The 25,162-nt window shown below is 36.5% G+C and carries 18 protein-coding genes and 1 other annotated feature; of the genes, 2 read left to right on the top strand and 16 right to left on the bottom strand.

The features are described from left to right. Positions 1–112 precede the first annotated feature (112 nt). Positions 113–820 carry a DUF975 family protein gene (locus BCR21_RS08550; RefSeq protein WP_069646057.1) on the bottom strand — a complete coding sequence of 236 codons (708 nt, stop codon included), beginning with the start codon at positions 818–820 and terminating at the stop codon, positions 113–115. Positions 821–1,145: 325 nt separating this feature from the next. Between BCR21_RS08550 and BCR21_RS08555 the strand changes: the two genes are divergently transcribed. Further along, positions 1,146–1,625: a DUF3955 domain-containing protein gene (locus tag BCR21_RS08555; RefSeq protein WP_069646058.1), complete on the top strand. Its 480-nt coding sequence runs from the start codon at positions 1,146–1,148 to the stop codon at positions 1,623–1,625. A gap of 129 nt (positions 1,626–1,754) precedes the next feature. Here the strand turns inward: BCR21_RS08555 and BCR21_RS08560 are convergent, their stop codons facing one another. The 11 genes from BCR21_RS08560 to hisS all read right to left on the bottom strand — a co-directional run bounded on the left by BCR21_RS08560 (position 1,755) and on the right by hisS (position 18,207). Next, on the bottom strand, positions 1,755–3,140 hold the full coding sequence (locus tag BCR21_RS08560) for an aldehyde dehydrogenase family protein (protein WP_069646059.1): 1,386 nt from the start codon (positions 3,138–3,140) through the stop codon (positions 1,755–1,757). A gap of 181 nt (positions 3,141–3,321) precedes the next feature. After that, complete coding sequence (locus BCR21_RS08565) at positions 3,322–5,994, bottom strand: HAD-IC family P-type ATPase (RefSeq protein ID WP_069646060.1); 2,673 nt, start codon at positions 5,992–5,994, stop codon at positions 3,322–3,324. Between the two features lie 527 nt (positions 5,995–6,521). Then, entirely contained in the window at positions 6,522–7,820 is a 1,299-nt protein-coding gene (gene eno / locus BCR21_RS08570; RefSeq protein ID WP_010763068.1) for a phosphopyruvate hydratase, read from the bottom strand. Between the two features lie 158 nt (positions 7,821–7,978). After that, positions 7,979–8,734 (bottom strand): triose-phosphate isomerase, encoded by a 756-nt coding sequence (tpiA, locus tag BCR21_RS08575; protein ID WP_069646061.1) that lies wholly within the window; start codon positions 8,732–8,734, stop codon positions 7,979–7,981. Positions 8,735–8,891: 157 nt separating this feature from the next. Further along, the gene (locus tag BCR21_RS08580; protein WP_069646062.1) at positions 8,892–10,082 is read right to left on the bottom strand and encodes a phosphoglycerate kinase; all 1,191 of its coding nucleotides are present in this window, start codon (positions 10,080–10,082) and stop codon (positions 8,892–8,894) included. Positions 10,083–10,211: 129 nt separating this feature from the next. Next, the gene (gene gap / locus BCR21_RS08585; protein WP_069646063.1) at positions 10,212–11,213 is read right to left on the bottom strand and encodes a type I glyceraldehyde-3-phosphate dehydrogenase; all 1,002 of its coding nucleotides are present in this window, start codon (positions 11,211–11,213) and stop codon (positions 10,212–10,214) included. A 39-nt stretch (positions 11,214–11,252) separates the two neighbouring features. Continuing rightward, positions 11,253–12,290, bottom strand: coding sequence for a sugar-binding transcriptional regulator (locus BCR21_RS08590; protein WP_069646064.1), 1,038 nt, complete (start codon positions 12,288–12,290; stop codon positions 11,253–11,255). Positions 12,291–12,597: 307 nt separating this feature from the next. Then, complete coding sequence (locus BCR21_RS08595) at positions 12,598–13,473, bottom strand: YitT family protein (RefSeq protein WP_069646065.1); 876 nt, start codon at positions 13,471–13,473, stop codon at positions 12,598–12,600. A 512-nt stretch (positions 13,474–13,985) separates the two neighbouring features. After that, the gene (locus BCR21_RS08600; protein ID WP_069646066.1) at positions 13,986–14,777 is read right to left on the bottom strand and encodes an ankyrin repeat domain-containing protein; all 792 of its coding nucleotides are present in this window, start codon (positions 14,775–14,777) and stop codon (positions 13,986–13,988) included. A 328-nt stretch (positions 14,778–15,105) separates the two neighbouring features. Next, positions 15,106–16,875: an aspartate--tRNA ligase gene (aspS, locus tag BCR21_RS08605; RefSeq protein WP_069646067.1), complete on the bottom strand. Its 1,770-nt coding sequence runs from the start codon at positions 16,873–16,875 to the stop codon at positions 15,106–15,108. Positions 16,876–16,908: 33 nt separating this feature from the next. Next, the gene (gene hisS, locus BCR21_RS08610; protein WP_069646068.1) at positions 16,909–18,207 is read right to left on the bottom strand and encodes a histidine--tRNA ligase; all 1,299 of its coding nucleotides are present in this window, start codon (positions 18,205–18,207) and stop codon (positions 16,909–16,911) included. Positions 18,208–18,467: 260 nt separating this feature from the next. Then, positions 18,468–18,675: a binding site (T-box leader), on the bottom strand. Positions 18,676–18,853: 178 nt separating this feature from the next. Between hisS and BCR21_RS08615 the strand changes: the two genes are divergently transcribed. After that, the gene (locus BCR21_RS08615) at positions 18,854–19,786 is read left to right on the top strand and encodes an aldo/keto reductase (protein ID WP_069646069.1); all 933 of its coding nucleotides are present in this window, start codon (positions 18,854–18,856) and stop codon (positions 19,784–19,786) included. 202 nt (positions 19,787–19,988) lie between these two features. Here BCR21_RS08615 and BCR21_RS08620 read toward each other — a convergent pair whose 3' ends face one another. The 4 genes from BCR21_RS08620 to BCR21_RS08635 all read right to left on the bottom strand — a co-directional run bounded on the left by BCR21_RS08620 (position 19,989) and on the right by BCR21_RS08635 (position 24,987). Continuing rightward, positions 19,989–20,297, bottom strand: a complete 309-nt coding sequence (locus BCR21_RS08620; RefSeq protein ID WP_276204490.1) for a ZinT/AdcA family metal-binding protein — start codon at positions 20,295–20,297, stop codon at positions 19,989–19,991. Positions 20,298–20,429: 132 nt separating this feature from the next. Beyond that, on the bottom strand, positions 20,430–22,190 hold the full coding sequence (locus BCR21_RS08625) for a choline/carnitine O-acyltransferase (RefSeq protein WP_069646071.1): 1,761 nt from the start codon (positions 22,188–22,190) through the stop codon (positions 20,430–20,432). 124 nt (positions 22,191–22,314) lie between these two features. Then, entirely contained in the window at positions 22,315–22,761 is a 447-nt protein-coding gene (gene dtd / locus BCR21_RS08630) for a D-aminoacyl-tRNA deacylase (RefSeq protein WP_069646072.1), read from the bottom strand. 12 nt (positions 22,762–22,773) lie between these two features. Next, positions 22,774–24,987 carry a RelA/SpoT family protein gene (locus BCR21_RS08635; RefSeq protein WP_069646073.1) on the bottom strand — a complete coding sequence of 738 codons (2,214 nt, stop codon included), beginning with the start codon at positions 24,985–24,987 and terminating at the stop codon, positions 22,774–22,776. Positions 24,988–25,162 lie beyond the last annotated feature (175 nt).

Raw genomic sequence — 25,162 nt, forward strand, 5'->3', positions numbered from 1 at the left:
TTTTAGGATACAAAAAAAGCTTGAAGCAAAAGTAAAGATCACTTTTTGCTCCAAACCTAGGTAAGAATAAACATTGAAAATAAATGTAACCCAAACGGGTACTATCAATTGTTTAAACCACTGTTGTTTTCGGTAAATTTTCATAAAAAGCTGCTTTAGTCGCAGTAATGTACGGCGTTAACCATAAATAACCAATCCCAAATGTTAGTATTGCTAAAAGATGCCAACCGATAAAGCTTAAGTCCAATACAAATAATTGACCTTTATAGCCTTTCATCAGATGTTTACTGCGAGTAATAGAATTCAGAAAGCCTGGACGTGTGCCCGTTTCTTCATAAGCATCATAATAAACAAAGTACGCTTGAGAATAAGAATACCCTTTGATAATTCCGGGAATTACTAATAATAGCAACCACAATGAAATAAACAGTGCCATTAATAAGTATATACAGATCACACCCAAAATAACTGGTCCGGCAAAGCCACGAAATGCATCTGAGAATGGACGGATTTCTTGTCGTTTTCCTCGTAAAAGATCAAGGAATGTCCAAGAGATACCGGCGCTAAACAATGCTCCAATGATTCCACCAATAAAGCTTCCACCGCCTCCACCAGAGTTGCCATCATAGCTTGCAGTGTTGTTTAATAAATCTGAGTTATTTTGAACGAATGTAATAGTGGGTATCAAAAATATAAAAAATAAAAGAAGTCCAATTGCTATGGAAATCAATGTTGGCACCAAACACATCAATACACTATCTTTCCAACGTCCACGTAATATCCCTTTAGCTTCACTTTTTAATTCAGCTCTTGTTTTCATGTAATTTCCTCCTTTCAAGTTACTACACATAGTATATCAAACAAATCATTTTTGAAAAAAACATATGCATTAAAATAGCTTTTTTAATTTTTGTATACGTATTTTTATGATTTATACAAAAAAATATAATATCTATTTTAAAATAATAGATGATATAATGTTTTTATAAAAAATAATTTATACTCGTCCATTACATGCAACACACAAAAATTTTTGATGCAAGCGACACTATCCCTTTATTTTGCTAGTCTGCAAGCAGTACTTGCTTGAATACAAGAAGCTATCATCTTATGATTAAAATACATTAACGAGAGGAAATTATACTATGGAATTTGGAGATAAAATTAAAGAGCTAAGAACCAGCCATCAACTGACCCAAGAAACAGTTGCAATCCGCTTAAATGTAACCAGACAAGCCGTATCTAACTGGGAGAATAATCGGAACCTTCCAGACCTTGAACTATTGATCCTCATTGCTAGTATTTTTCATATTTCGCTTGATGAATTGATTCTAGGAGGAAGTAATGTGAATAATATGACAGAAAAGTTAATAAAAGATAGCAGTAAAACTCGGCGAGCAAAACTAAATCTAATGACAACTTTAGTTGGAACCTTTCTACTATTCTTTGGATTTGCTTGTCTTTTTATAAAGGCAAATTCAGTAGAATATATTGATAAGTCAGGTTTTTTACGTGAGAATTTCTATTTACTACCTATCGGATTTCTTTTCATTTTAGCTGGAATGATCGTTTTTCTGGTAACTGGTTTTAACTTTCTCATCCATACTATCCGCAAAAAAAATTAATGAAACAAGCTGACCCTATCTAGATTCACTTAAATTAAGAGCGTGAAACAAACGGAACGATCCGTTTTGTTTCACGCTCTTAATCCGAATAAAGGGTGAGGAAAATACAGAGCCTTCAGATATAAACTTTTATAACAAGCGCTTTAACCATTCAAATTTCTCCTGAGTATAAGGTGGATAGATCAATTTTGCCATAGAATCTTTTCTACCATAGACAATCGCTTTCTTATGAGAAAAAGTTTCGATACTGTATTTTCCATGATAATTTCCCATACCTGAAAATCCTACTCCACCAAACGGCAAATCATCATTAGCAACATGAAGGATCGTTTGATTGATCCCTCCTCCGCCAAAGGAAATTTCGTTTAGAATCTTTTTTTGAACCTCTCTATCATCGGAAAACAAGTATAAGGCTAATGGTTTTTCGCCTTCTTTAACAAAAGTAATCGCTTCGTCTAGCTGTCGATACGTGCATATAGGTAATAATGGTCCAAATAATTCTTCCTTCATCAAGCTATTGTCTCGATTCAAGCGAATGTCGAAAAGACTTGGTGTAACGAATCTTGTTTTTTGGTCGTACTCCCCACCATAAATCAGATATTGCCGATTTTCATCAATCAACTGGATAAACTTATCAATGGCTGGGCCTTGAACAATCCGACCATAGTCGGGATTATCTTGAATGTTCTCACCATAGAATTCACTGATTTTTTCTTTTAATGCGGTAACTAACTGGTTTTTGACTTTTTCATCTACCAATACATAATCGGTTGCGATACATGTTTGACCAGTATTAAGAAGTTTGCTCCAAATAATTCGTTCAGCAGCTAATTCTATATCCGCCTGTTCCGTTACGATTGCAGGACTCTTACCGCCAAGTTCTAAGACAACGGGTGTCAAATATTGGGACGCTGCTTCCATCACAATTTTTCCAACTCTAGTACTGCCTGTAAAAAAGATAAAATCCATACGCTCTTTTAAAACTAACGCATTATCGATTGAACCAGGCGAAAGCGCTTTGACATACTCTTCATCAAAAGTTTCCCCAAGGATAGCGCCAATCACCGCCGCCACATTTGGCGTTTTTGATGACGCTTTAAGAATGACACAGTTCCCTGCCCCAAGAGCCCCGATCAATGGAACTAATGTTAAAAGCAATGGATAGTTAAAAGGCCCGATAATGTAGACTGTTCCAAAAGGTTCTAAAGTAACCGTATTTTTGTTTAGTAAAGATGAAATTGCTCTGGGTTTATTTTCTGTTTTAGTCCATTTATCAATGTGTTTAAGCATGTCTTTGATAGCGGATAGAACCAGCCCAAATTCAGTTGCATAAACTTCAGCTTTAGGCTTTTTAAGATCTTTCTCAAAAGCCCAGTAGAAATCTTCTTCATGTTTTTTTATATTATTTAATAGCTGTTCCAGTTGTGCTTTTCTAAAGGGAATAGATTTTGTTTGATTCGTGTTAAAAAAATCGTGTTGCTTTTTGAGAATATTTTGAAGATCTGTTTGATTCATGTCTAGCCCTCCTAGTTTTCTTTTTAGTATAGCACCGTTTTTTTCTTTTGGATAATAGAAGCTTCGCTTCATACTGTTTAAATGTATAGGATCATTAATTGAGATAATAAATTTGTTAAAGATACATAAAAAGACATACTAAGTTTTATCCTTAAACTCAGTATGTCTTTTATTCTATTTACTAAATCCGCTTATTCTTTTTTTGGTACTTTATTCTAATTGCTTTGTCTATTTCTGTAATAGATAAAATAATGATCCCTGAAACAATTGAAATTCCCCAACCTAAAAGTGAGATATCTGCAGTATAAAACACGACATGCATAAATGGAACATAGGTTAGAATCAACTGCAATATAAGCATTCCCCCTATTATTAAGAATGCTTTTGGGTTGGTAAATAGAGACTTGGAAATAACTGGCTGACTTGTACGAATATTAAATAAATAGAAAATCTTACTCAAGACAACAATATTAATCATCGTAGTACTTGCTACAGCTTGACTTAACCCTTGTGAAATTAGCCATTCATATGAGATAAGGCTGATGGCCGCCATTAACACAGATACATAAGCCATTTGCCAAACATCGTGTTTATTTAAGAAGCCTTTTCCATTTTTTCTTGGTTTACGCTTCATGATTCCCTCTTCTGCCGGCTCAAAAATAAACGCAAACTGAATAGTGATAGCCGAAACCATATTAATCCATAGCAACTGAGTAGGCTGTAAAGGCATTTCTTTTTGCATCACTATTGTAAATGCGATAATCAGCCCTTCAGCGAATGAGGTTGGTAATAAAAAAAGAATACTTTTCTTAATGTTATCATAAATTCTTCGCCCTTCACGAATCGCGACTGACATTGTTCCAAAATTATCATCTGTTAAAATCATATCTGCAGAATCCTTTGCGACGTCTGTTCCTTGTCTCCCCATTGCGACACCAATATCCGCTCTTTTTAATGCTGGAGCATCATTCACGCCATCACCAGTCATGGCCGTTACCTTACCACATTCTTGTAAAGCTTCTACAATATCTATTTTATTTTTTGGTGTTGTACGCGCAAAAACTTGGTTGAATAAAACAGCTTGTTTAAATGCTTCTTTAGACATATTTTCAAGCTCTAAACCTGTTACGACATGTATTTCAGGAGCTAAACCAAGTTTTTTCCCAATCGCTGTTGCAGTTAAAGGATGATCACCTGTGATCATCTTTACTTGTACGCCAGCCGTATTCATTTCCTTCAATGCAGCTATTACCTCTTCACGCGGTGGATCAATAATACCAGCGATACCAACAAGCTCAATCCCTTCAGCAAGAAGCTCATGAGTAATCTCTTGTATATCAGAAGTAACTTGTTTATATCCCACAGCAACTACTCGTTTTCCCTCTGCTGAAAGTTCACATACTTGCCTATTCCAGTAGTTAGAATCAAACGAAGGCATTTGTTTTTCAGCCATCTTAAATAGTTTATCGGGAGATCCTTTAATAAAAATAAATTGATTTCCCCTTTTATTTTTGACTAATTTTGCCATATAATGATAATCAGAATCAAATGGCAGCATATCAATTTCAGTATATTCAGGTGTTTTAGGGTAATCAAATACTTTATAATAAAGTGTAAGAAATGAAGCATCTGTAGGCTCACCATTAATCGTCCATTCGTCATCCTCTTCTACTAATACAGTATCATTGGCTTCAAAACCAATTTCCAAAAATAACTTCAAATGAGTATTTTCTTGAACCGGTTTTTGATTCTCTTGTATCTGACCAATTGGTTGGTACCCATCTCCTGTTACTTCATATTTTTTATCACGAAATACAATATCTTTTACGGTCATCTCATTTTTTGTTAACGTACCCGTCTTATCTGTGGCCACAACATCTACAGAACCTAATGTTTCGACCGCAGGTAATGTTTTGACAATCGTATTTTTATTTTTTGCCATATCGCTAACACCCATTGCTAAAACAACAGAAGTAGTTGCTGGTAGTCCTTCTGGAATAGAACCGACAATCATTGTCACAACAGCTAAAGATAACACAGATAATGAATAGGTTCCTAAAAATAAACTGATAACAAATAAAATAATAGCCATAGCTATAATTATATAGGTAATCCATTTACCTAAACTATCAATTTCGTTCATTAGTGGTGTTTTTCTTATTTCAGTACTATTTACTTCTGTTGATATTTTACCAATTTCCGTATCAGTACCTATCGCTATCACGATACCAGTTCCACTGCCTGATGTAACAGATGTAGACGCAAAGCCTAAATTAATTTGATCAGCTAAAGAGGTACTCGATTCAGACAAGCTATCGATCACTTTTGCTACAGAATCAGGTTCTCCTGTTAATGCTGATTCTTGAATTCTCAGGTTATCAGATTCAACAATTCTCAAATCAGCTGGGACATTATCTCCAGCTTCTAAAAATACTACATCTCCTATCGTAACTTGTTCTGATGGAATATCTTGCCTAATCCCATCTCTATATACTGTAGCTTCAGAAGAAAGCATCTCTTTAATTCTTTCCAACGCATCTGAGGCATTTGCTTCTTGATAGTAACCGATCAATGCATTCACAATTACAACAATAGATATTATTATTGCATCTGAAGTGTGCCCCATAACTAATGTTAACAAAGCTGAAAAGAGTAGAATGTAAATAATGATGTTATTGAATTGACGCAATAATAATGACCATTTTGATACTTTCTTCACTTCTAATTTGTTTAAACCATATTTTTTTAATCGATTATTTGCTTGTACGCTATCTAATCCCATATTAATATCGTGTATATCATATTTTTTCTTTACTTCGTCTATTGTTAATTGAAAATCTTTTTTATTTTCCATATATTATCATCCTTATTAATTAATTTTTTTGTTGCATATAACAAATAAGCCCCTCATATTAATAGTTCAAAAACTACCAATGACGTGCTTGATACATGCTATTCAATTAAAAAATAGGATAAAGAAACTAAAATTTTCTGCTCACCATCTGCCGAGTCATTGCTCATTTAGATACCACCACCCTTTCGTAATTGTCTTTTATTTTATCAGACTACTTCTTAGATTGTCAATACAACTTTATGACGAACTGTTCTGCTAAACTAATAATAAATTATACTATTTTGAAAATAGTTCATATCTAAACGATTGTTTTACCTATATAAAAATGTTTTATCACTTAAAAGACAAAAATTTTTGGTTTTAACTTTTCTTCCTCATTTACATTTTTATTTTCTTTCTACACATTAATTTATTTTTATATGTAAAAAAAGAGCTTTGCGAATAAATCGCAAGCTCTTTTACGTATGAGTATAAGGAGAAATGACCCAAAGATCAATTGTCCCTTTTTGCTTTATAATCAACTAAAATTATTTGTTTTTTAAGTTGTAGAAAGATTTCAAACCTTTGTATTCAGCAACTTCGCCTAATTGGTCTTCAATTCTTAATAATTGGTTGTATTTAGCAATACGGTCTGTACGGCTTAATGAACCAGTTTTGATTTGACCAGCGTTTGTTGCTACAGCGATATCAGAGATTGTTGAATCTTCTGTTTCACCTGAACGGTGAGATACAACTGCTGTATAGCCAGCTTCTTTAGCCATTTCGATTGCTTCGAATGTTTCTGTTAAAGTACCGATTTGGTTAACTTTGATAAGGATTGAGTTAGCGATTCCTTTTTCAATACCTTCAGCTAATTTAGTTGTGTTTGTAACGAATAGATCGTCACCAACTAATTGCACTTTGTCGCCTAAAGCAACTGTTAATTTTTTGAAACCATCCCAGTCATTTTCATCTAATCCATCTTCGATTGAGATGATTGGGTATTTCGCGCATAATTCTTCGTAGAATGCGATCATTTCTTCAGTTGTTTTTTCGCCTTCGCCTGAATCAGCTAAAACGTAAACACCTTTTTCTTTGTCGTAGAATTCAGAAGAAGCAGCATCCATAGCAAGAACAATATCTTTACCAGGTACATAGCCAGCTTTTTCGATTGCTTCGATGATTACTTCAAAACCTTCTTCGTTTGAACCAAGGTTAGGAGCAAATCCACCTTCGTCACCTACAGAAGTAGCTAATCCACGAGCTTTTAAGATTCCAGCTAATGCGTGGAATACTTCAGCACCATAGCGTAAAGCTTCTTTGAATGTAGGAGCGCCTACAGGCATGATCATGAATTCTTGGAAGTCGATACTGTTATCAGCATGAGATCCGCCATTGATGATGTTCATCATTGGTGTTGGCAATACTTTAGTATTGAATCCGCCTAAGTAGTGGTATAAAGGTACTTCTAGGTAATCAGCAGCAGCACGAGCTACAGCGATTGAAACACCAAGAATAGCGTTTGCGCCTAATTTACCTTTGTTAGGAGTTCCATCTAAATCGATCATTGCTTTATCAATTGCCATTTGGTCACGTACATCGTAGCCAATGATTGCTTCAGCGATGATGTTATTAACGTTGTCAACTGCTTTAACAACCCCTTTACCTAAGTAACGAGATTTGTCGCCATCACGTAATTCAACTGCTTCGTATTCACCAGTTGAAGCTCCAGATGGAACCATTCCGCGACCAAAAGCACCGCTTTCAGTGTATACTTCTACTTCGATTGTTGGGTTACCGCGTGAATCTAAGACTTCGCGTGCGTAAACATCAGTAATAATTGACATGTTTTGTCTCTCCTTTGAGTTTGTTTTATACTAAGGGGATTCGATTCCCTTAATTATGATTGTAGTGAATAAACGAGCGCTATGCAAACATTTTTTGCATAATTCATAGATTATTCAATGATTTTTCGGTTTATTGCGTATATTGTTATAAGCCGTGATTATTTGACAGCGTCTAACAAAGCTAAGAATGAGTCAGCTTCAAGACTCGCTCCGCCGACTAAAGCACCGTCAACGTTTTCTTTAGCCATATATTCAGCAATGTTTTCAGGTTTCACAGAACCGCCGTATTGGATACGTACAGCTTCTGATACTTCTTTACCGTATAATTTTTCAACTGTTGAACGTACAACACCACAGATTTCATCTGCAATATTTGCATCAGCAGATTTACCAGTTCCGATTGCCCAGATTGGTTCATAAGCAATAACCATTGACGATACTTGCTCATTAGATAAACCAACTAAACCGTTTGTGATTTGACTTTCGATCCACTCAGCAGTTTTACCAGCTTCGTATGTTTCTAAAGATTCACCACAACAGAAGATTGGTGTCATGTTGTTTGCAAAGATTGCTTTGGCTTTTTTGTTGATGTCTTCATCTGTTTCACGGAAGTACTCACGACGTTCAGAGTGACCAATGATTACATATTGAATGCCTAAATCTGCAATAGCAGCTGGTGAGTTTTCACCAGTGAATGCACCTGAGTTTTCCCAGTAGCAATTTTGTGCAGATAATTGAACATCAGAATCTTTAAGACTCCAAGCAAGTGGTGCTAAAAATAGTGCAGGAGATCCAATTACTGAATCAACAACATCTTTTGATGGAACAGCATTTTTTACTGCTTCAGCAAAGCTTTGCGCTTCTGCTAAAGTTTTGTTCATTTTCCAGTTACCAGCGATAATTGGTTTACGCATGGAAAAGCACATCCTTTTCTTATTATGGTATGGATTGATTAAACGGTGATCAAAAGGCAAACTTTCGGTAATTTTCCTCACCAGATGAACTTTGATACTTGAAGTCCCTCAGGTTCAGTCACATTACTAAAGTTTAAATGCCTTTTTCACAACCTCTTTATTTATCGTTAATTGCTGCTAAACCAGGTAATTCTTTACCTTCTAATAATTCTAAGCTTGCGCCCCCACCAGTTGAGATGTGAGTGAATTTGTCAGCAAAGCCTAATTGGATTGCAGCTGCAGCAGAGTCTCCTCCGCCAATGATTGTTGTAGCATCTGCTAAGTTAGCAATTGCTTCACAAACACCGATTGTTCCTTTAGCAAAGTTACTCATTTCAAATACGCCCATTGGTCCGTTCCAAACAACTGTTTTTGCACCTTCTAATGCTTGCGCAAATAAAGCAATTGTTTCAGGTCCAATGTCAAGACCCATTTGTCCATCAGGAACATCACCAGTATGTTCTTCGGTTGGTACATCGTTTGAAAATTCTGCAGCAGTGATTGAATCGATTGGCAAGATTAATTTATCGCCTGCTTTTTCGATTAATTCTTTTGCTAATGCAACTTTATCTTCTTCAACTAAAGAGTTACCGATGTTCATGCCTTTAGCTTTGTAAAATGTATAAGTCATTCCGCCACCGATAAGAATTTTATCTGCTTTAGAAATCAAGTTTTCGATAACACCGATTTTGTCAGAAACTTTTGCGCCACCTAAGATAGCAACAAAAGGACGTTTAGGTGCAGTCACTGCTTCACCAACGAATTTGATTTCTTTTTCCATTAAGAATCCAGCAACAGTTGGAATACCAGTTGAAGCAATTCCAACGTTAGAAGCGTGCGCACGGTGAGCCGTACCAAATGCGTCATTAACAAATACATCGCCTAAAGAAGCCCAGTATTTACCTAATTCAGCGTCATTTCCGCTTTCTTTTTTACCGTCGATATCTTCAAAACGAGTGTTTTCAAAGACTAAAACGTCGCCGTCTTTCATGTTGTTGACAGCTGTTTCTAATTCAGTTCCACGAGTTTCAGGAACGAATGTTACTGGTTTGCCTAATAATTCGCCTAGACGCTCAGCCACTGGTTTTAGAGATTTGCCTGCTTTATCTTCTTCTGTTTTCACACGACCTAAGTGAGAAAATAGAATCGCTTTTCCACCATTTTCGATTACGTATTTGATTGTTGGAAGTGCCGCTACGATACGGTTATCGTTCGTGATCACACCATCTTTCAAAGGCACGTTAAAGTCAACACGGACAAGTACTTTTTTATCTTTTAAATCTACATCTTTGATTGTCTTTTTAGCCATTATGGAGTACTCCTATCTATAAAAAGTTTTTAGGTATTGTTAAACAAAATAATAAAAGCGGAGAAGCGCGTTGCTTCCCCGCTTATTATTTCACAGTTGTTCAAATTTCACTAATAATAAGAGTTACTCTTATAAGTTAGCGAAGTACTCTAAAGTACGAACTAATTGTGCAGTATAAGACATTTCGTTGTCATACCAAGCAACAGTTTTCACTAATTGTTGGTCGCCAACAGTCATTACTTTTGTTTGAGTAGCATCGAATAATGAACCGAAAGTCATACCTACGATATCAGAAGAAACGATTTCGTCTGTGTTGTATCCGTAAGATTCGTTAGCAGCTTTCGCCATAACTTCGTTTACTTCTTCAACAGTTACTTTTTTGTCAAGAACTGTTACTAATTCAGTTAATGAACCAGTTGCTACAGGAACACGTTGAGCAGCTCCGTCTAATTTACCGTTTAATTCAGGGATAACTAGACCGATTGCTTTAGCAGCACCAGTTGTATTAGGTACGATATTTTCTGCTGCAGCGCGTGCACGACGGAAGTCTCCACCTGGGTGAGGTCCATCAAGAGTCATTTGGTCACCTGTGTAAGCGTGGATTGTAGTCATAAGACCTTCAACCACACCAAAGTTATCTTGTAAAGCTTTAGCCATAGGAGCTAAACAGTTAGTCGTACATGAAGCACCTGAGATAACTGTTTCTTTACCTGTTAAGATATCGTGGTTAGTGTTATAAACGATTGTTGGTACGTCATTTCCGCCTGGAGCAGAGATAACAACACGTTTAGCACCAGCTTTTAAGTGTAATTCAGCTTTTTCTTTTGAAGTGAAGAATCCAGTACATTCAAGAACGATATCTACGCCTAAGTCGCCCCATGGTAATTCTTCTGGGTTGCGGTTAGCAAGAACTTTAACTTCTTTACCGTTTACGTTGAAAGATCCATCATGAACTTCAACAGTTCCGTTGAAACGTCCTTGAGTTGTGTCATATTTTAACAAGTGAGCCAACATTTTAGCATCTGTTAAATCATTGATTGCTACTACTTCGATTCCTGCTACATCTTGGATACGACGGAATGCTAAGCGTCCGATACGTCCAAATCCATTAATACCTACTTTAACTGTCATTAAAGATTTCCTCCTTATGAAAATCAAAAATTTTTTATTTTAAAGGGTTACCCCTTTTAAAATCTCATTTGCGGCAGCTTCATCTGTGATGAGCCACGTTTGTTTTGGTGCATTTTTCATGTAAGCGCGGATTGCTTTGGCTTTTGATTTTCCGCCTGCAATTGCAACGACATTCGAAATTTTTTGTACATCCTTTAACTGAAGTCCGATTCGAGGGATTTTGTAAACGACTTCGCCCTCTTCATCAAAGAAATATCCGAAAGATTCAGCTACAGCATTATTTTGCTTTAACATGACCATCTCATCATCTGACATTTTACGACGTGCTGCCATATGCAAAGCGCGTCCAATACTGTGAACAACACAATTGCTTTGTTCGATCAGTGTCAGTACTTCTTGGATCGATGGTTCTTGCAGCAGCGAGTTATACGTTTCTAAGCTTAATTGCTCTGGAACATATAATGCTCTATGGTGGCCGCCAGTTTTACTTGCCATTACGGCACTTACTGAATTGGCTTGAACCGTCATTGCTTCACCGATTCCACCTCTAGCTGGAACAAACAAATTATGTCGTTTTTCCGTTTCTAGGGTCCCCATATGTTCTGCGGTCAAGGCCATTGTCGTGCCACCCATAACTGCAACAATATTATCACCATCAGGTAAGAGTAAATCCAGGGAATCGGTCAAAATATCGCCGAACTCATAAAGTACTTTTTCCTGATTGTCACTGTTGCCTGCTACAACGATACAACGCTTGATCCCAAAATATTGGCTGATTTCTTTTTCGACTTGATGCATACCAAGTAATTGATTCATTACTGATTCTAATCCTTGATAAACTTCTAAGCCTTTTTCAGTTAATGTCATTCCGCTTTTAGAAGTCTCTATCAGTTGTAAGTTTTTCAGAAAATCAGTCTCAGTTCTTAAGACCCTTTCTGTAATTCCCATACTATCAGATAAACTTCTACGTCCAATAGGCTGCATCCAGTAAATATTACGAAGAATATGAAACCTTTCCTGCATTACATCGAGCAAATCTGGAGCAACTGCTTCAATCATTTTTAATTCATCTAGCATGATGCGCTCCTTCGTTGGTCTAAAAACGTCCGAGTAAGACTTAAAACGACCTATGAACTTTAAAAAAATAGGATTGACGTTCTTCTTTCGCATTGTTAAATTCTATTAACAGTCTTAAAAGCGCCCCTCAATCTTACAAATCTAGTTTAACAGTTTTCACTCTTCTTTTCAAGAAAAAGAGATTATTTTTTTGGAATTAGCTATCTTCTCTTTGAAATAAATTATTCACTCTGCCTCTTTAGAGTAAAAAATTAAAGCAAACAAAAAATCCAGAATGATACCTGGATTTCTTAGCTTCCTATATGTTTTATAAATCCTCTTCATAAAAACGCCCAAGAATTTTGACGTTATCTGAAATGCTCACAAAAGCTGACGGATCAGATTCTTTCATGGCCGCTTCTAACGAAGGTAGTTCAAAGCGCGTTACTACCGTTAATAAAAGTGTCTGTTTATCATGTCTATAAGCACCTTCTGCTTCATGAATGATCGTAATCCCTCGTCTCATTTTCTGTTGGATTCCATCAATAACCGCATCTGGATTTTTGGTAATGATCATGACTTGCATCTTCTTTTGCTTCGTATAGACTGTATCCGTCACTTTTCCGCTCACAAAAATAGATAGCGCACTGTAAAACATATACTGCCAACCAAATAAATAGCCTGCTACAAAAATAATTAGTCCATTAAAATACATTGAAATCGAACCCACAGAACGACCTGTTTTCTTACGGATCGTAATACTAAAAATATCCAGTCCTCCAGATGAAAGGCCATTCTTCAACGCAAAGCCAATACCAGAGCCCATTACTGCACCACCGAAAATCGCACAAATGATCGGATCGTTAGAAAGACTTGTTTGCGGAACGATTTGCATAAAAATCGACGTCAACGTAACAGTCAAAAAGGTAAAAATCGTGAATTTTTTCCCGATTTTGCGCCAAGCTACGAAAAATAATGGAATATTTAATGCATATAACGTAATGGAAACAGGCACTTTAAATCCTACAACATTTGTTGACAAGGTTGTTAAAATTTGAGCCAGTCCAGTAATCCCACTGGAATAAATGTTTCCCGGTTGATAAAAAAAGTTCATCGCAACAGATGCCAAGATCGCATAAACGATCGACACTGAAAGTTTTGTCGTGTAATCATGGACAGGTAAACTTTCAAAGAATTTTTTCATGTGGAAGCAGCCTCACTTTAATTGATTGATTTGTTTCTCATTATACGTGCTTTGCGGTAAGAAAAAAAGCACAATCTTTTAAATAGAAGAAAAGTATTGCTAATTTTTCATTTTTATTTTGGTGTTTCATAATTTTGCAACGTGTTGAACATACAAAGAGAACGCTTACAACTAATTTTTTCAGCTATGATCAAGTTATACAAAATTTACTTAACTGAGGAATGATCATGCATCTTACAGAATTATATCCATTTCCTGAAACATTTTTGCATGGACGTTATTTTTTTGGCTATATTGTCAATTTAAAATTTTTCTAAATATAATTCGTTGATTTCCTTACCTTGGTCAACGACAGCAACCGTTGCAACGGCTTTAAAAGGTGGATTTAATTACTTATTCATCGTCAACTTACTCGCTTAATATCCATTCTTTGAATGACTGATAAAAAAGAATGTTTATTGGAACAAGAAAACGTAAAAACAGCAGAGGTTTAATCCCCTACTGTTTGGCAACTATTTATAAGAATTCAGTATGTTCAACAGTTCAGAATAACCTAAACTTCTAGCGTAATCTTCCGCCGTTCGCCCAGTGTTATCTTTCAAATTTTTATCCGCGCCACCGTCTAATAAAACTTTGACGATTTGCTGATAGATCGAAGAACCATCTTTTAACGCAACGGCTTCGATCAACGCTGTATAACCATAATTATTTTGATGATCGATAGCTGCTCGTCCATCTTTTAATAACAGTTTCACATTTTCCAGATGTCCTTTTTCAGCTGCAGGAATCAGTGCATTTCCACCGAAACGGTTTACTTTTTGTTGATCTGGCACCTGTTTTTCTAGCATATAAGTCAGGATTTCAGTTTTCCCTTGAGCTCCAGCGTACAGGTATGGACTATCAGAAATTTGATCTTGTAAATTGATGTCAGCCCCTGCATCGATCAACATTTTTGCGATGTCGATAAAGTTTTGATGAGTTGCAATCAAAAGGGGTGTTTCACCTTGAGCATTAACTTCATCGATCGTATAGTTTTTATCTTTCAAAATTTCTTGGACCTTTGCAGAATCGTTATCACTGACTGCTTGAATCAATGAACCCGCTGAAAATGTTTGATTAGATGATTTTGGTACATTTGATTCCTTTAATTCGCTTGATTCTTTTGCGCTACTTTTATCAGTTGTCATGACCGTACTCTCCTTCATCGATTGTTTGGTATCAGCTTTTTTAGATTGGCAAGCCGAAAAAATAAGTAAAAGTGAAAATAGTAACGTTGTCTTTAACAAAAAATTTTTTTTAACCATACCTATCCTCCTTTAGCACTCTCTAAATTCAGTATAAAACATAAATATAAACAAATTATAAACGTTCTAGCTAAATAGACGGAACATCAATCATAGGTTGTTATACAAAAAGCCACTAAATATTAAGTCAAAGCAACAGTCGGAGCCTTGGAAGATAAATCACATCATAACACAACAGCTGTTTTTCGATAGTATAAGTAATACTGATCGTAGAAAGTTTACCTAAGGTATTATCATGTGTATTCCTAATATTAATAATCTGAAAGAAAAAATACAAAAGCACCCAAAATGATATTTCTCATTTTAGGTGCTTAAATTTTTCTACTATTTACTCATCGATTGCTGTTACATCAATGTTCAATTCAAATAATTGTAATGGTGAAACTACACTTGGTGCACTCGTCATTGGATCAGCAGCTTTTCCGTTTTTAGGGAAGGCGATCACTTCACGAATATTATTTTCACCAGCCAACAACATCACTAATCGGTCTAACCCTAAAGCAATTCCGCCGTGTGGAGGGAAACCATAATCTAAGGCATCTAACAAGAAACCAAATTGCTCTTGCGCTGATTCTTTAGTGAAGCCTAGCGTTTCAAACATTTTTTCTTGCAACTCACGTTTATGGATACGCAGTGAACCGCCACCTAATTCGTATCCATTTAAGACGATATCGTACGCTTCAGCGTAAACTTTCGCTGGATTTGTTGAAAGCAATTCAATGTCAGATTCTTTTGGTTGTGTGAATGGATGATGGGCAGAAACATAACGACCTGCTTCTTCATCATACTCGAACAATGGCCAGTCAACGACCCACAGGAAGTTAAATTTAGACTCGTCAATCAAGCCTAATTCTTTCCCTAAACGAGAACGAATTGCGCCTAATGCTGCTGCAACCACTTCTGGTTTATCTGCACCAAACATTAAAATATCCCCAACCTCAGCATTTGTTGCGGTAATCAAATCATCCGCTACATCTGTTAAGAATTTTGCAATAGGTCCTTTTAGCCCATCTTCTTCTACTTTTAACCAAGCAAGTCCTTTAGCACCAAATTGGCTCACATAAGTACCTAAGTTATCCATATCTTTTCTTGAATATTTATCTGCTGCCCCTTTGGCATTTAACGCTTTGACTTGTCCGCCATTTTCTAAAGCCATTTGGAAGACTTTAAAATCAACGTCTTTGACCACATCTGCGATATCGATCAATTCCATATCGAAACGTGTGTCTGGTTTGTCACTTCCATAACGCGCCATTGCTTCATCATAGCTAATACGAGGGAACGGTAATGTAACTTCGATTCCTTTAGTTTCAAGCATCACTTTTGCTAACATTTCTTCAGTCATTGTTTGGATTTCTTCTGGAGACAAGAAGGTTGTTTCAATATCCACTTGGGTAAATTCTGGTTGACGGTCACCACGTAAATCTTCATCACGGAAACAACGAACGATTTGGTAATAACGATCGAAGCCAGCATTCATCAATAACTGTTTGAAAATTTGCGGTGATTGCGGTAATGCATAGAAATGTCCTGCATGTACACGTGAAGGAACCAAATAATCACGAGCGCCTTCTGGTGTTGATTTACCAAAATAAGGTGTTTCAATATCAATAAAATCAGTATCGTCTAAATAATGACGGATTGATTTTGTTACTTCATGACGTAATTTTAGATTGGCTGTCATATGTGGACGACGTAAATCTAAATAACGATACTTCATACGGATTTCATCACCGACATTGTTTTCATCTTCGATTAAAAATGGTGGTGTTTTAGCCGTATTTAAAATCGTGATATCTGTTGCCATCACTTCAAATTCGCCAGTCTTCATTTTAGGATTGATTGCTGCTGAATCACGGTACGTTAATTCTCCAGTGATTTCAATTACATATTCGCTACGGCATTTATCTGCAATTTCCCATGCTTCTTTTGAATGTGCTGGATTGAAAACAACTTGTGCGATTCCTTCGCGATCACGAAGATCGATAAAAATAACTCCGCCTAAATCACGACGCTTTTGTACCCAACCTTTTAATGTAATTACCTGTCCTACTAAATCTGCTGAGACTTCTCCGCAGTATACTGTTCTTTTTGTCATTACTCATTGCTCCTCTTCATTTTTTACTGTTTATTAATCAAACATCACTGTCATCATTTCATCATAGACTTCATCGAATCTTTCGTAAATATCTGATAGTGGAAATGCTTTTTCATTACGATTGGCCATGGCTTTTACATTTACAACGCCTTCTGACAATTCAGTTTCACCCAAAGTCAATGCAAGTTTGGCATTTAATTTAGCAGCTGTTTTAAATTGTGCTTTCGCTTTACGGTCCATAAAATCACGATCGGCTGAAAAACCAAAGTTACGAATTGCTTGCACGAGTTTTAGCGTTTCAATATTTGTTTGATCCCCGATTCCGACAACATAAGCGTCGATTTCATTGATTACTGGAACCACAACACCTTCTGCTTCCATCGTGATCAGCACACGTTCAATTCCCATTGCGAAACCAAAACCAGGTGTCGCTGGTCCGCCTAATTCTTCAACTAGTCCATCATAACGTCCGCCTGCACAAATCGTTGCTTGTGCGCCCATCCCTGGTGCGTCACTCATCACTTCAAAAATCGTATTCGTATAATAATCTAATCCACGAACCATATTGCTATCGACTTCAAAGGGAATATTTAATTCGTTCAACATTGTTTGAACTGTTTCAAAATGTTCTTTTGATGACTCACTTAGATAATCCAAAATCGATGGTGCCTCTGCGACGATTGCTTGGTCTTTTTTATCTTTACTATCTAACACACGTAATGGATTTTCATGTAAACGACGTTTTGAATCTTCGCTTAGTTCAGCCGCTCTTGGTTCTAAATAATCGATCAAAGCTTGACGATAAGCCGCTCTTGTTGCTTTGTCACCTAATGAATTGATCACCAGACGAATTTTTTGAATACCTAATTGTTTGAAAAAGTCTAAGGCCATCGCCATACTTTCAACATCCACTGCTGGATTCACACTACCAAATGCTTCTGCTCCAATTTGGTGGAATTGTCTTAAACGTCCTGCTTGTGGACGCTCGTAGCGAAACATTGGTCCCATGTAGTATGTTTTATAAGGTTTTGCAAATTCTGGTCCAAATAATTTATTTTCTACAAATGAACGGACAATTGGTGCTGTTCCTTCGGGGCGCAAGGTCACATGACGATCCCCTTTATCATAAAAATCATACATTTCTTTTGAAACGATATCGGTCGTATCACCTACACTGCGGGAAATTACTTCATAATGTTCAAAAATAGGTGTACGGATTTCTTCATATTGGTAATCACGAAAAATCAAACGGGCTGTTTCTTCAACAAACTGCCATTTTTCGGAAGTACCTGGTAATAAGTCATTAGTTCCTTTTGGTTTTTGATAACTCATTGTTTTCATCTCCTATTTATTGTTTGTTATTTGTAAGGTGTTTTGGTAAAGAGTGATTGAGATTGAAACAACTATGGAGCTCTTTGTAAGATTGGGTTTTACTTTCCATTCATTGATTATTGCTCTTTGTTTGAGATTATAGCGTTTGGTGATTCCTAGTACTGTAACTTCTCTCTCTTTGATCGCCAAGTATTGTTCATCAGCTACTCTGGCGCAGCCAGTCGTAGCTGATGAACAACAAAAACTCGCCCTTGTATAAATACAAGGGCGAGTGAATAGACACACGCGGTACCACCTAAGTTTGAAAGATTAATCTTTCCTCTAACGATTAACGCTCGCAACGGAACGGCTTTTTATCCGCTCATCTCCAGAATGTCTTTCAATTTCTCTAATGAAGTTGCTTTCAGCCTTGGCAACTTTCTCTTATACAATCAGTTTGAAATTTACTCGTTCTTTCATTGACTTTTTTGATATTATATATAAATTACTAAAATTTCAGTGTAAAGTCAAGAGGGATTCTATTAATTCCACAGCTATCAGCAAAAAAGAATTCTGGTTTTGCTTTTCTATTTGCAGATAAGACAAAATACTTCACGGATTCACCTCTATCAACTACACTAAAAGAAGAAAGTTAGGAGGAATTATCATGACACAAAACGTACAAATTGGTAATACAGAAGTCTATTCAACGCCCTTAGGTTTAGGTACAAACGCTGTCGGTGGTCATAATCTTTTTCCAAACTTAAACGATGACACCGGAAAGGAAATCGTCCGAACTGCTTTAACGAATGGCATCACTTTATTAGATACCGCTTTTGCTTATGGGATGGGTCGTTCAGAAGAATTGATCGGTGAGGTTTTAAAAGAGTTTGACCGAAGTAAAGTAGTTATCGCCACAAAAGCTGCTCATGATCCTGCTAAAGACGGCGCATTCAATAATACACCAGAATTTTTGACACGCTCTGTTGACGAAGCACTAGAGCGGCTGCAAACAGACTATATTGATATTTTTTACATTCATTTTCCAGATGAAACAACTCCTAAAAATGAAGCAGTAGCTGCTTTACAAAAATTGAAAGATGCAGGGAAAATCAGAGCGATTGGCGTTTCTAATTTTAGTTTAGAACAAATTAAAGAAGCAAATCAAGAAGGTTTTGTAGATATTGTGGAAGATGAATACAGTTTGATCCATCGTGATGCAGAACACGAGTTACTGCCGTATTTAAAAGAAAATACAATTTCTTTTGTTCCTTATTTCCCACTGGCATCCGGCTTATTAACTGGAAAATATGAACGTAACGTAACGTTTCCACCTGAAGATTTACGTAGTAAAAAACCAGATTTTCAGGGTGATCGATTTAACGCAATTATCGACAAAGTCAGCCAGCTTAAACTAATTGCTGCAGATTATAATACGAGTGTTGCAGGTGTCGTACTTGCCTGGTATATCAAAAATCCTTTTGTTGATGTTGTGATCCCAGGTGCGAAAAAACCAGAACAAGTTCTCAACAATGCAAAAGCGTTGGATGTACATTTAACTGAAGAAGATTATCAACGAATCGACAAATTATTTAGTTGATTAAAATAGGGTTATAACAAAAGTCGTTTTGACTCAAACAATTGGACTAAAAGAGGCTGAAACATAACACTACGAGTCACATCTCAGCCTCAAGGAATTCGAATAAACGGTGGGAGCAGAAGCAACTCCTTCAGCTTATTTCTCAGAGTTAAACACTTCTGTCCCAATCTCTTTTTGCCGAAGAGTCTGCTTTTTTCTATGCTTAATGATGATAGAGCACATCATGAACAATATCAGAACCAGATAGATCACTCTTGTAGTATGTGGGCCAATTATCTAATCCTTTCAGTAATGTTTCTTGACTTTCATCTCCAAAATACAAATGACAGTGCTCAGCCTTAGTTGGTTTGATGTTACGATCACTAAATTGGATGTGCCTTGGTGCAGCGATATTTTCATCGATCGCACTAAATAAATAACGTACCCCTTTTTTACTAGAATCATAGGTCAAAAATTTTATCTTTCTTTTCTTCCACTTTATGTTCAAGAACTTCATCTTTATCACAAACAAAACGAAATCGTTACGATTTAATCAAAGAATTCTATACTACCTCTCAGAAAAAAACAACAAAAAAACTGAAAATAATGCTCAGACAGCAAAACAGTCCGACTCATTATTTTCAGTTTTTTATCTTTCTAATTTCTAAATACCTAAAAGTTCTGTTAAAGAAATCAGCGCCTCAGAGACCGCACCGATCATTTGTATTGCGTCAATTTCATGATCTTTTTTTGACGATAGAGTCAAAATTACTTTTTCATCAAGAATGCCATAATAAAGACCAAAACCTTTTTTATTAACTGGACCAAAGCTAAATGACTCTAATATATCATAAGGAATTCCGGTGGTTGAAATAAAGTCTTCCCCTAATAGTTTAAGTGCTCCTGCTGAGAAGAACGTCAGACCTTCTTCAGGGTTAAGTGCCATTTTTTGAAGGCCAAACAAATGACGTTCTAAACCTTTTCCCTTTTGACATTGCATGATTCGATTGGAGTGAGCTGTAGCTGCTTCATTGAATAATTCTACTAATTTTTCCTTAGAAATTGATTCTGTTTCATCGTAGAAGGCTTCCGCAAATAGCTTTTTCTCTTGACTGATCGAGCGGGCAGATTCTGTTCGACCTTCATAATACATACGCATAGCAACAGGTTCGTAAACGGATCTTAGCGTTCCAAAAACTTCTTGTTGCGCCATTGCTAACGCAATGTGGAAGAAGGCATCGGGGCTTACGCTCGCTTTTTTCATCCGTTCTTTCCCAATTTCTGGGAGAACTTGGTGTTTGACGATATATGAACGATTCTCTATTTCGACAAGCTTTTGCGCATTTTCTAAAGTACTGATCATTTCGTTAGTTAATACCCATTCAAATTTTTGAACCAAATCAGAAGAAGATTTTTCAGTCCATCCCTGCTTCAACTCATTAAATGATTCAAAAATTTTGGTAAGTAAATTCAACGTTGGTACACCATCGATCGCCGTATGCTCCATGTTAAAACCGATATGACCATTTTTTGTAATAACAGCTTGCGTGGTTTTGCTTAAAAATTGATGATCTGTATTCAGTAGAACTTCCGTGATTCGTTCCTCTTTTGACTCATCTTTTCCATCCGAAAAACTCAACATAAATAATGAATTTTCAATTTGTTGCAGATTGTCGCTGTTCAGCTCCTCTGTTTTAAGCTGTTGATAAATCAAAGCTGACTGCTCTCTCTCAACTCCAGTTAAATATGGAATCAAGTTTTCTCCGTGTTTAGGAACAGTCTCTAGCGATAAAATATAATTTAAACTTTCCATTACTTGTTCTAAAGAATTGATTTCACCTAGCTCATTCGTCACATCTAAACGGAAATAGGTACCGTTTACAAAAATGATGATATAATTTCCAGCAGTTTGTATTTCTCCTCTGTAAAAAGAATCTTGGTCTTTTCCAGGTATTCTGCAGCTTTTGAAAAAATTTAAATAAAAGGACATATCGACGTTTTGATGTTTTTTTGTGTATTCGATTGGATAGCTTCCATCAGCTAAACTAAGATAAATAGCAGTCATTTGATGGATAAGTTGAGCGGCACGTGCTTCTTTTGATTTGATATGATCATAGTAGCTTTCGTCAATGATCAAGGCAAAATTTGACTCACTTTGTAAATGTCCTCGGTTCTCTAAGTAGCTTTCTTCCCAAAGTGGTGCTAGCCAACTGCCAGCTGTATTTTCAGCATGATCAACTAGATCTTTTTGCAGTAATACACCATCAGAGACACTGAACGTTATTGCTCTTTTTTGAAAGTCTTTTAATTCTTCTAATGTCACCAAAGGTCTCAACCAATCACTTAATGCAACAAGAGTTTCATGTAGTTCTGGTACAGGTAATTTTTTTAATGTTGGTAATAACTCTTCCTTATATTTTTCCATCTTACACCTCAACAATCACTTTATATTTTATTATACCAAGCATTTACTATTTGTATGACTTTTTTCAGTAACTTATTAAAAAAAGCATCATCCCTGCCGCTTTCATTGCAGGAATGATGCTTTTTTATTTATCTTTTGTATCGATAATGATCGTTACCGGCCCATCATTGATCAACGACACGGCCATATCAGCACCAAATTCTCCTGTTTCTACAGGAATATCTAGTTCTTTAAGCTGCTGATTGAATAACTCATACAAAGGAATCGCGGCTTCAGGTCGAGCGGCTTCTATAAAACTAGGGCGGTTGCCCTTTTTAGTATCTGCGTACAACGTAAATTGAGAAACACTCAAAATGCTGCCTTGTATCTCTTGAATACTTAAATTCATTTTACCAGCATCATCCTCAAACACACGAAGCTTGCTGATTTTTCGAACTAAATAAGCCACATCTTCTATACTGTCTGATTCATGAATGCCAAGTAAAATCATGAAACCTTGATCAATCTTCCCTACACTTTTTTGATTGATCATAACTTCAGCTCGCGTAACTCGCTGGATGACTGCTCTCATAAGTTATACCTCCTAGCCATTGGTTCGACGGACATTATAAACATCCGGTATATTTTTGATTTTATCTACAATCGTTTTTAAATGGGCTAGATTTTGGATTTTTACGGTCACATGGATCATCGCCATTTTGTTTTTCGTTGGTTTTGCTTCCACGCTGACTAAATTTTTCGTTATTGAACTAATGGCTTGAAGGACATCATTCAATAATCCACTGCGATTATAGCCATAAACCTCTAAATCAGCATCGTATTCTTTATTTGAATTATCGGTATCTTCCCATTCGACTTCAATCAAACGTTGGGCAAGTTCTTCTTGGTGCTGTACATTTGGACAATCTGCCCTATGAATTGAAACGCCTCGTCCTTTTGTGATATAACCGACGATTTCATCTCCTGGTACAGGATTACAGCAGCGGCTGATACGGACAAGTAGGTTTTCAACTCCTTGAATCACGATTCCGCCTTCATGACGAACTTTCATTTTATCAGATTCTTTTTTGACAGGTTGTGTCATTAATTCCTCTGCTTCTTGTTTTTGGCGTTCCACTTCTTGTTCTTTGCGTTCCTTCTCAGTTAAACGATTGAAGACTACTTGAGCACTGATTTCACCATAACCAACGGCTGCATAAAGATCGTCTTCTGTTTGAAAATTAAAACGATCCAGTGCTTCCGCCATTTTTGCCTTACTTAAAAATTCTTTTGGTGCAAAACCATGTTCAACTAAGTATTTGCTGATGGCATCATGCCCTTTGATAATATTGACTTCACGATCTTGGATTTTAAAGAATCGTTTGATTTTATTTCGTGCCTTACTAGTCGCAACCATTTTTAGCCAGTCTCGACTTGGTCCAAAGGAATTTGGAGAGGTCAAGACTTCAATGATATCCCCATTTTTCAGTGTATAATCTAGCTGAACCATTTTACCGTTGACTTTCGCCCCCGTTGTTTTATTGCCGATTTCAGTATGCACACTATAAGCAAAATCGAGCGGGCCAGAACCTTTAGGTAGTTCTGTTACTTCGCCAGTTGGGGTGAAAACGTAAACCTTGTCGCTGAAAATATCCCCTTTGACGCTTTCCATAAATTCAGAAGCATCATAGCTTTCATCTTGCAGTTCAAGAATTTCACGGAACCAACTTAATTGTTTTGTATCATTATCTTCATCGACTTTTTCAGTCTTGCCTTCTTTATAAGCCCAGTGAGCAGCAACCCCGAATTCAGCAATTTGATGCATTTCATGAGTTCTGATCTGCACTTCAACTGGATTTCCTTTTGGCCCGATGACTGTTGTATGGATAGATTGATACATATTCGCTTTTGGCATCGCAATATAATCTTTAAAACGGCCTGGCATCGGTGTCCATTTTGTATGAATTGCACCAAGAACAGCATAGCAATCTTTGATTGAATCAACAATCACACGAATCGCAAGTAAATCGTAAATTTCATTAAATTGTTTTTTCTGATCTTTCATTTTGCGATAGATCGAATAGATGTGTTTTGGACGTCCATAGATTTCGGCATAGATATCTAAATCTTCTGTCGCTAAACGGATGTCTTCCACAGCTTCTTCAACATAGGCTTCACGTTCATCTCTTTTACTTTGCATTAGATTCACGATTCGATAATATTGGTTTGGATTGATATAGCGTAATGCCGTATCTTCTAGCTCCCATTTAATTCTGCTGATCCCCAAGCGATGCGCAAGCGGTGCATAGATTTCAATCGTTTCTTGCGCGATTCGTCGCTGTTTATCTTCACGTAAATGCTTTAACGTACGCATATTATGCAGACGGTCAGCTAATTTCACCATGATCACACGCAAATCTTGTGCCATTGCCAGTAACATTTTTCGGTGATTTTCGGCTAGTTGTTCTTCATGAGATTTATATTTTATTTTTCCAAGCTTAGTTACACCGTCCACTAACATCGCAACGTCTGCACCAAATTCATTTGCTAAATCTTCAAGTGTTACATCCGTATCTTCTACTACATCATGTAGGAAACCAGTTGCAACTGTATGTGGGTCCATCCGTAATTCCGCTAAAATACCAGCCACTTGGATTGGATGGATAAAATAAGGTTCACCTGACTGTCTGACTTGACCCTCATGAGCTTTTTCAGCATAATCACATGCTTTTTGCACAAAAGCAACATGTTGAGGTTCCATATATTTTGACACCAGCTTTATGACTCCTGGTCCTGTCATAATTTCCTCTTTTGGCATGGTTCTCACACTCCTTTATCTGCGTCAGTTTAAAAAGCAATATGTTGTTTTGACACATTATCTAGTAACGCTCTTTTTACTAACGATTCAGCACTCTCTCTATTTATGTAAATGATTAATCTTTTAAAAAAAGAAAAGTACCACTTGAAACAGTAGCACTTCCAACATCTTTTAT

This window comes from Enterococcus ureasiticus (assembly GCF_001730285.1).
In the GTDB taxonomy this organism is placed as follows: Bacteria; Bacillota; Bacilli; order Lactobacillales; family Enterococcaceae; genus Enterococcus_L; species Enterococcus_L ureasiticus.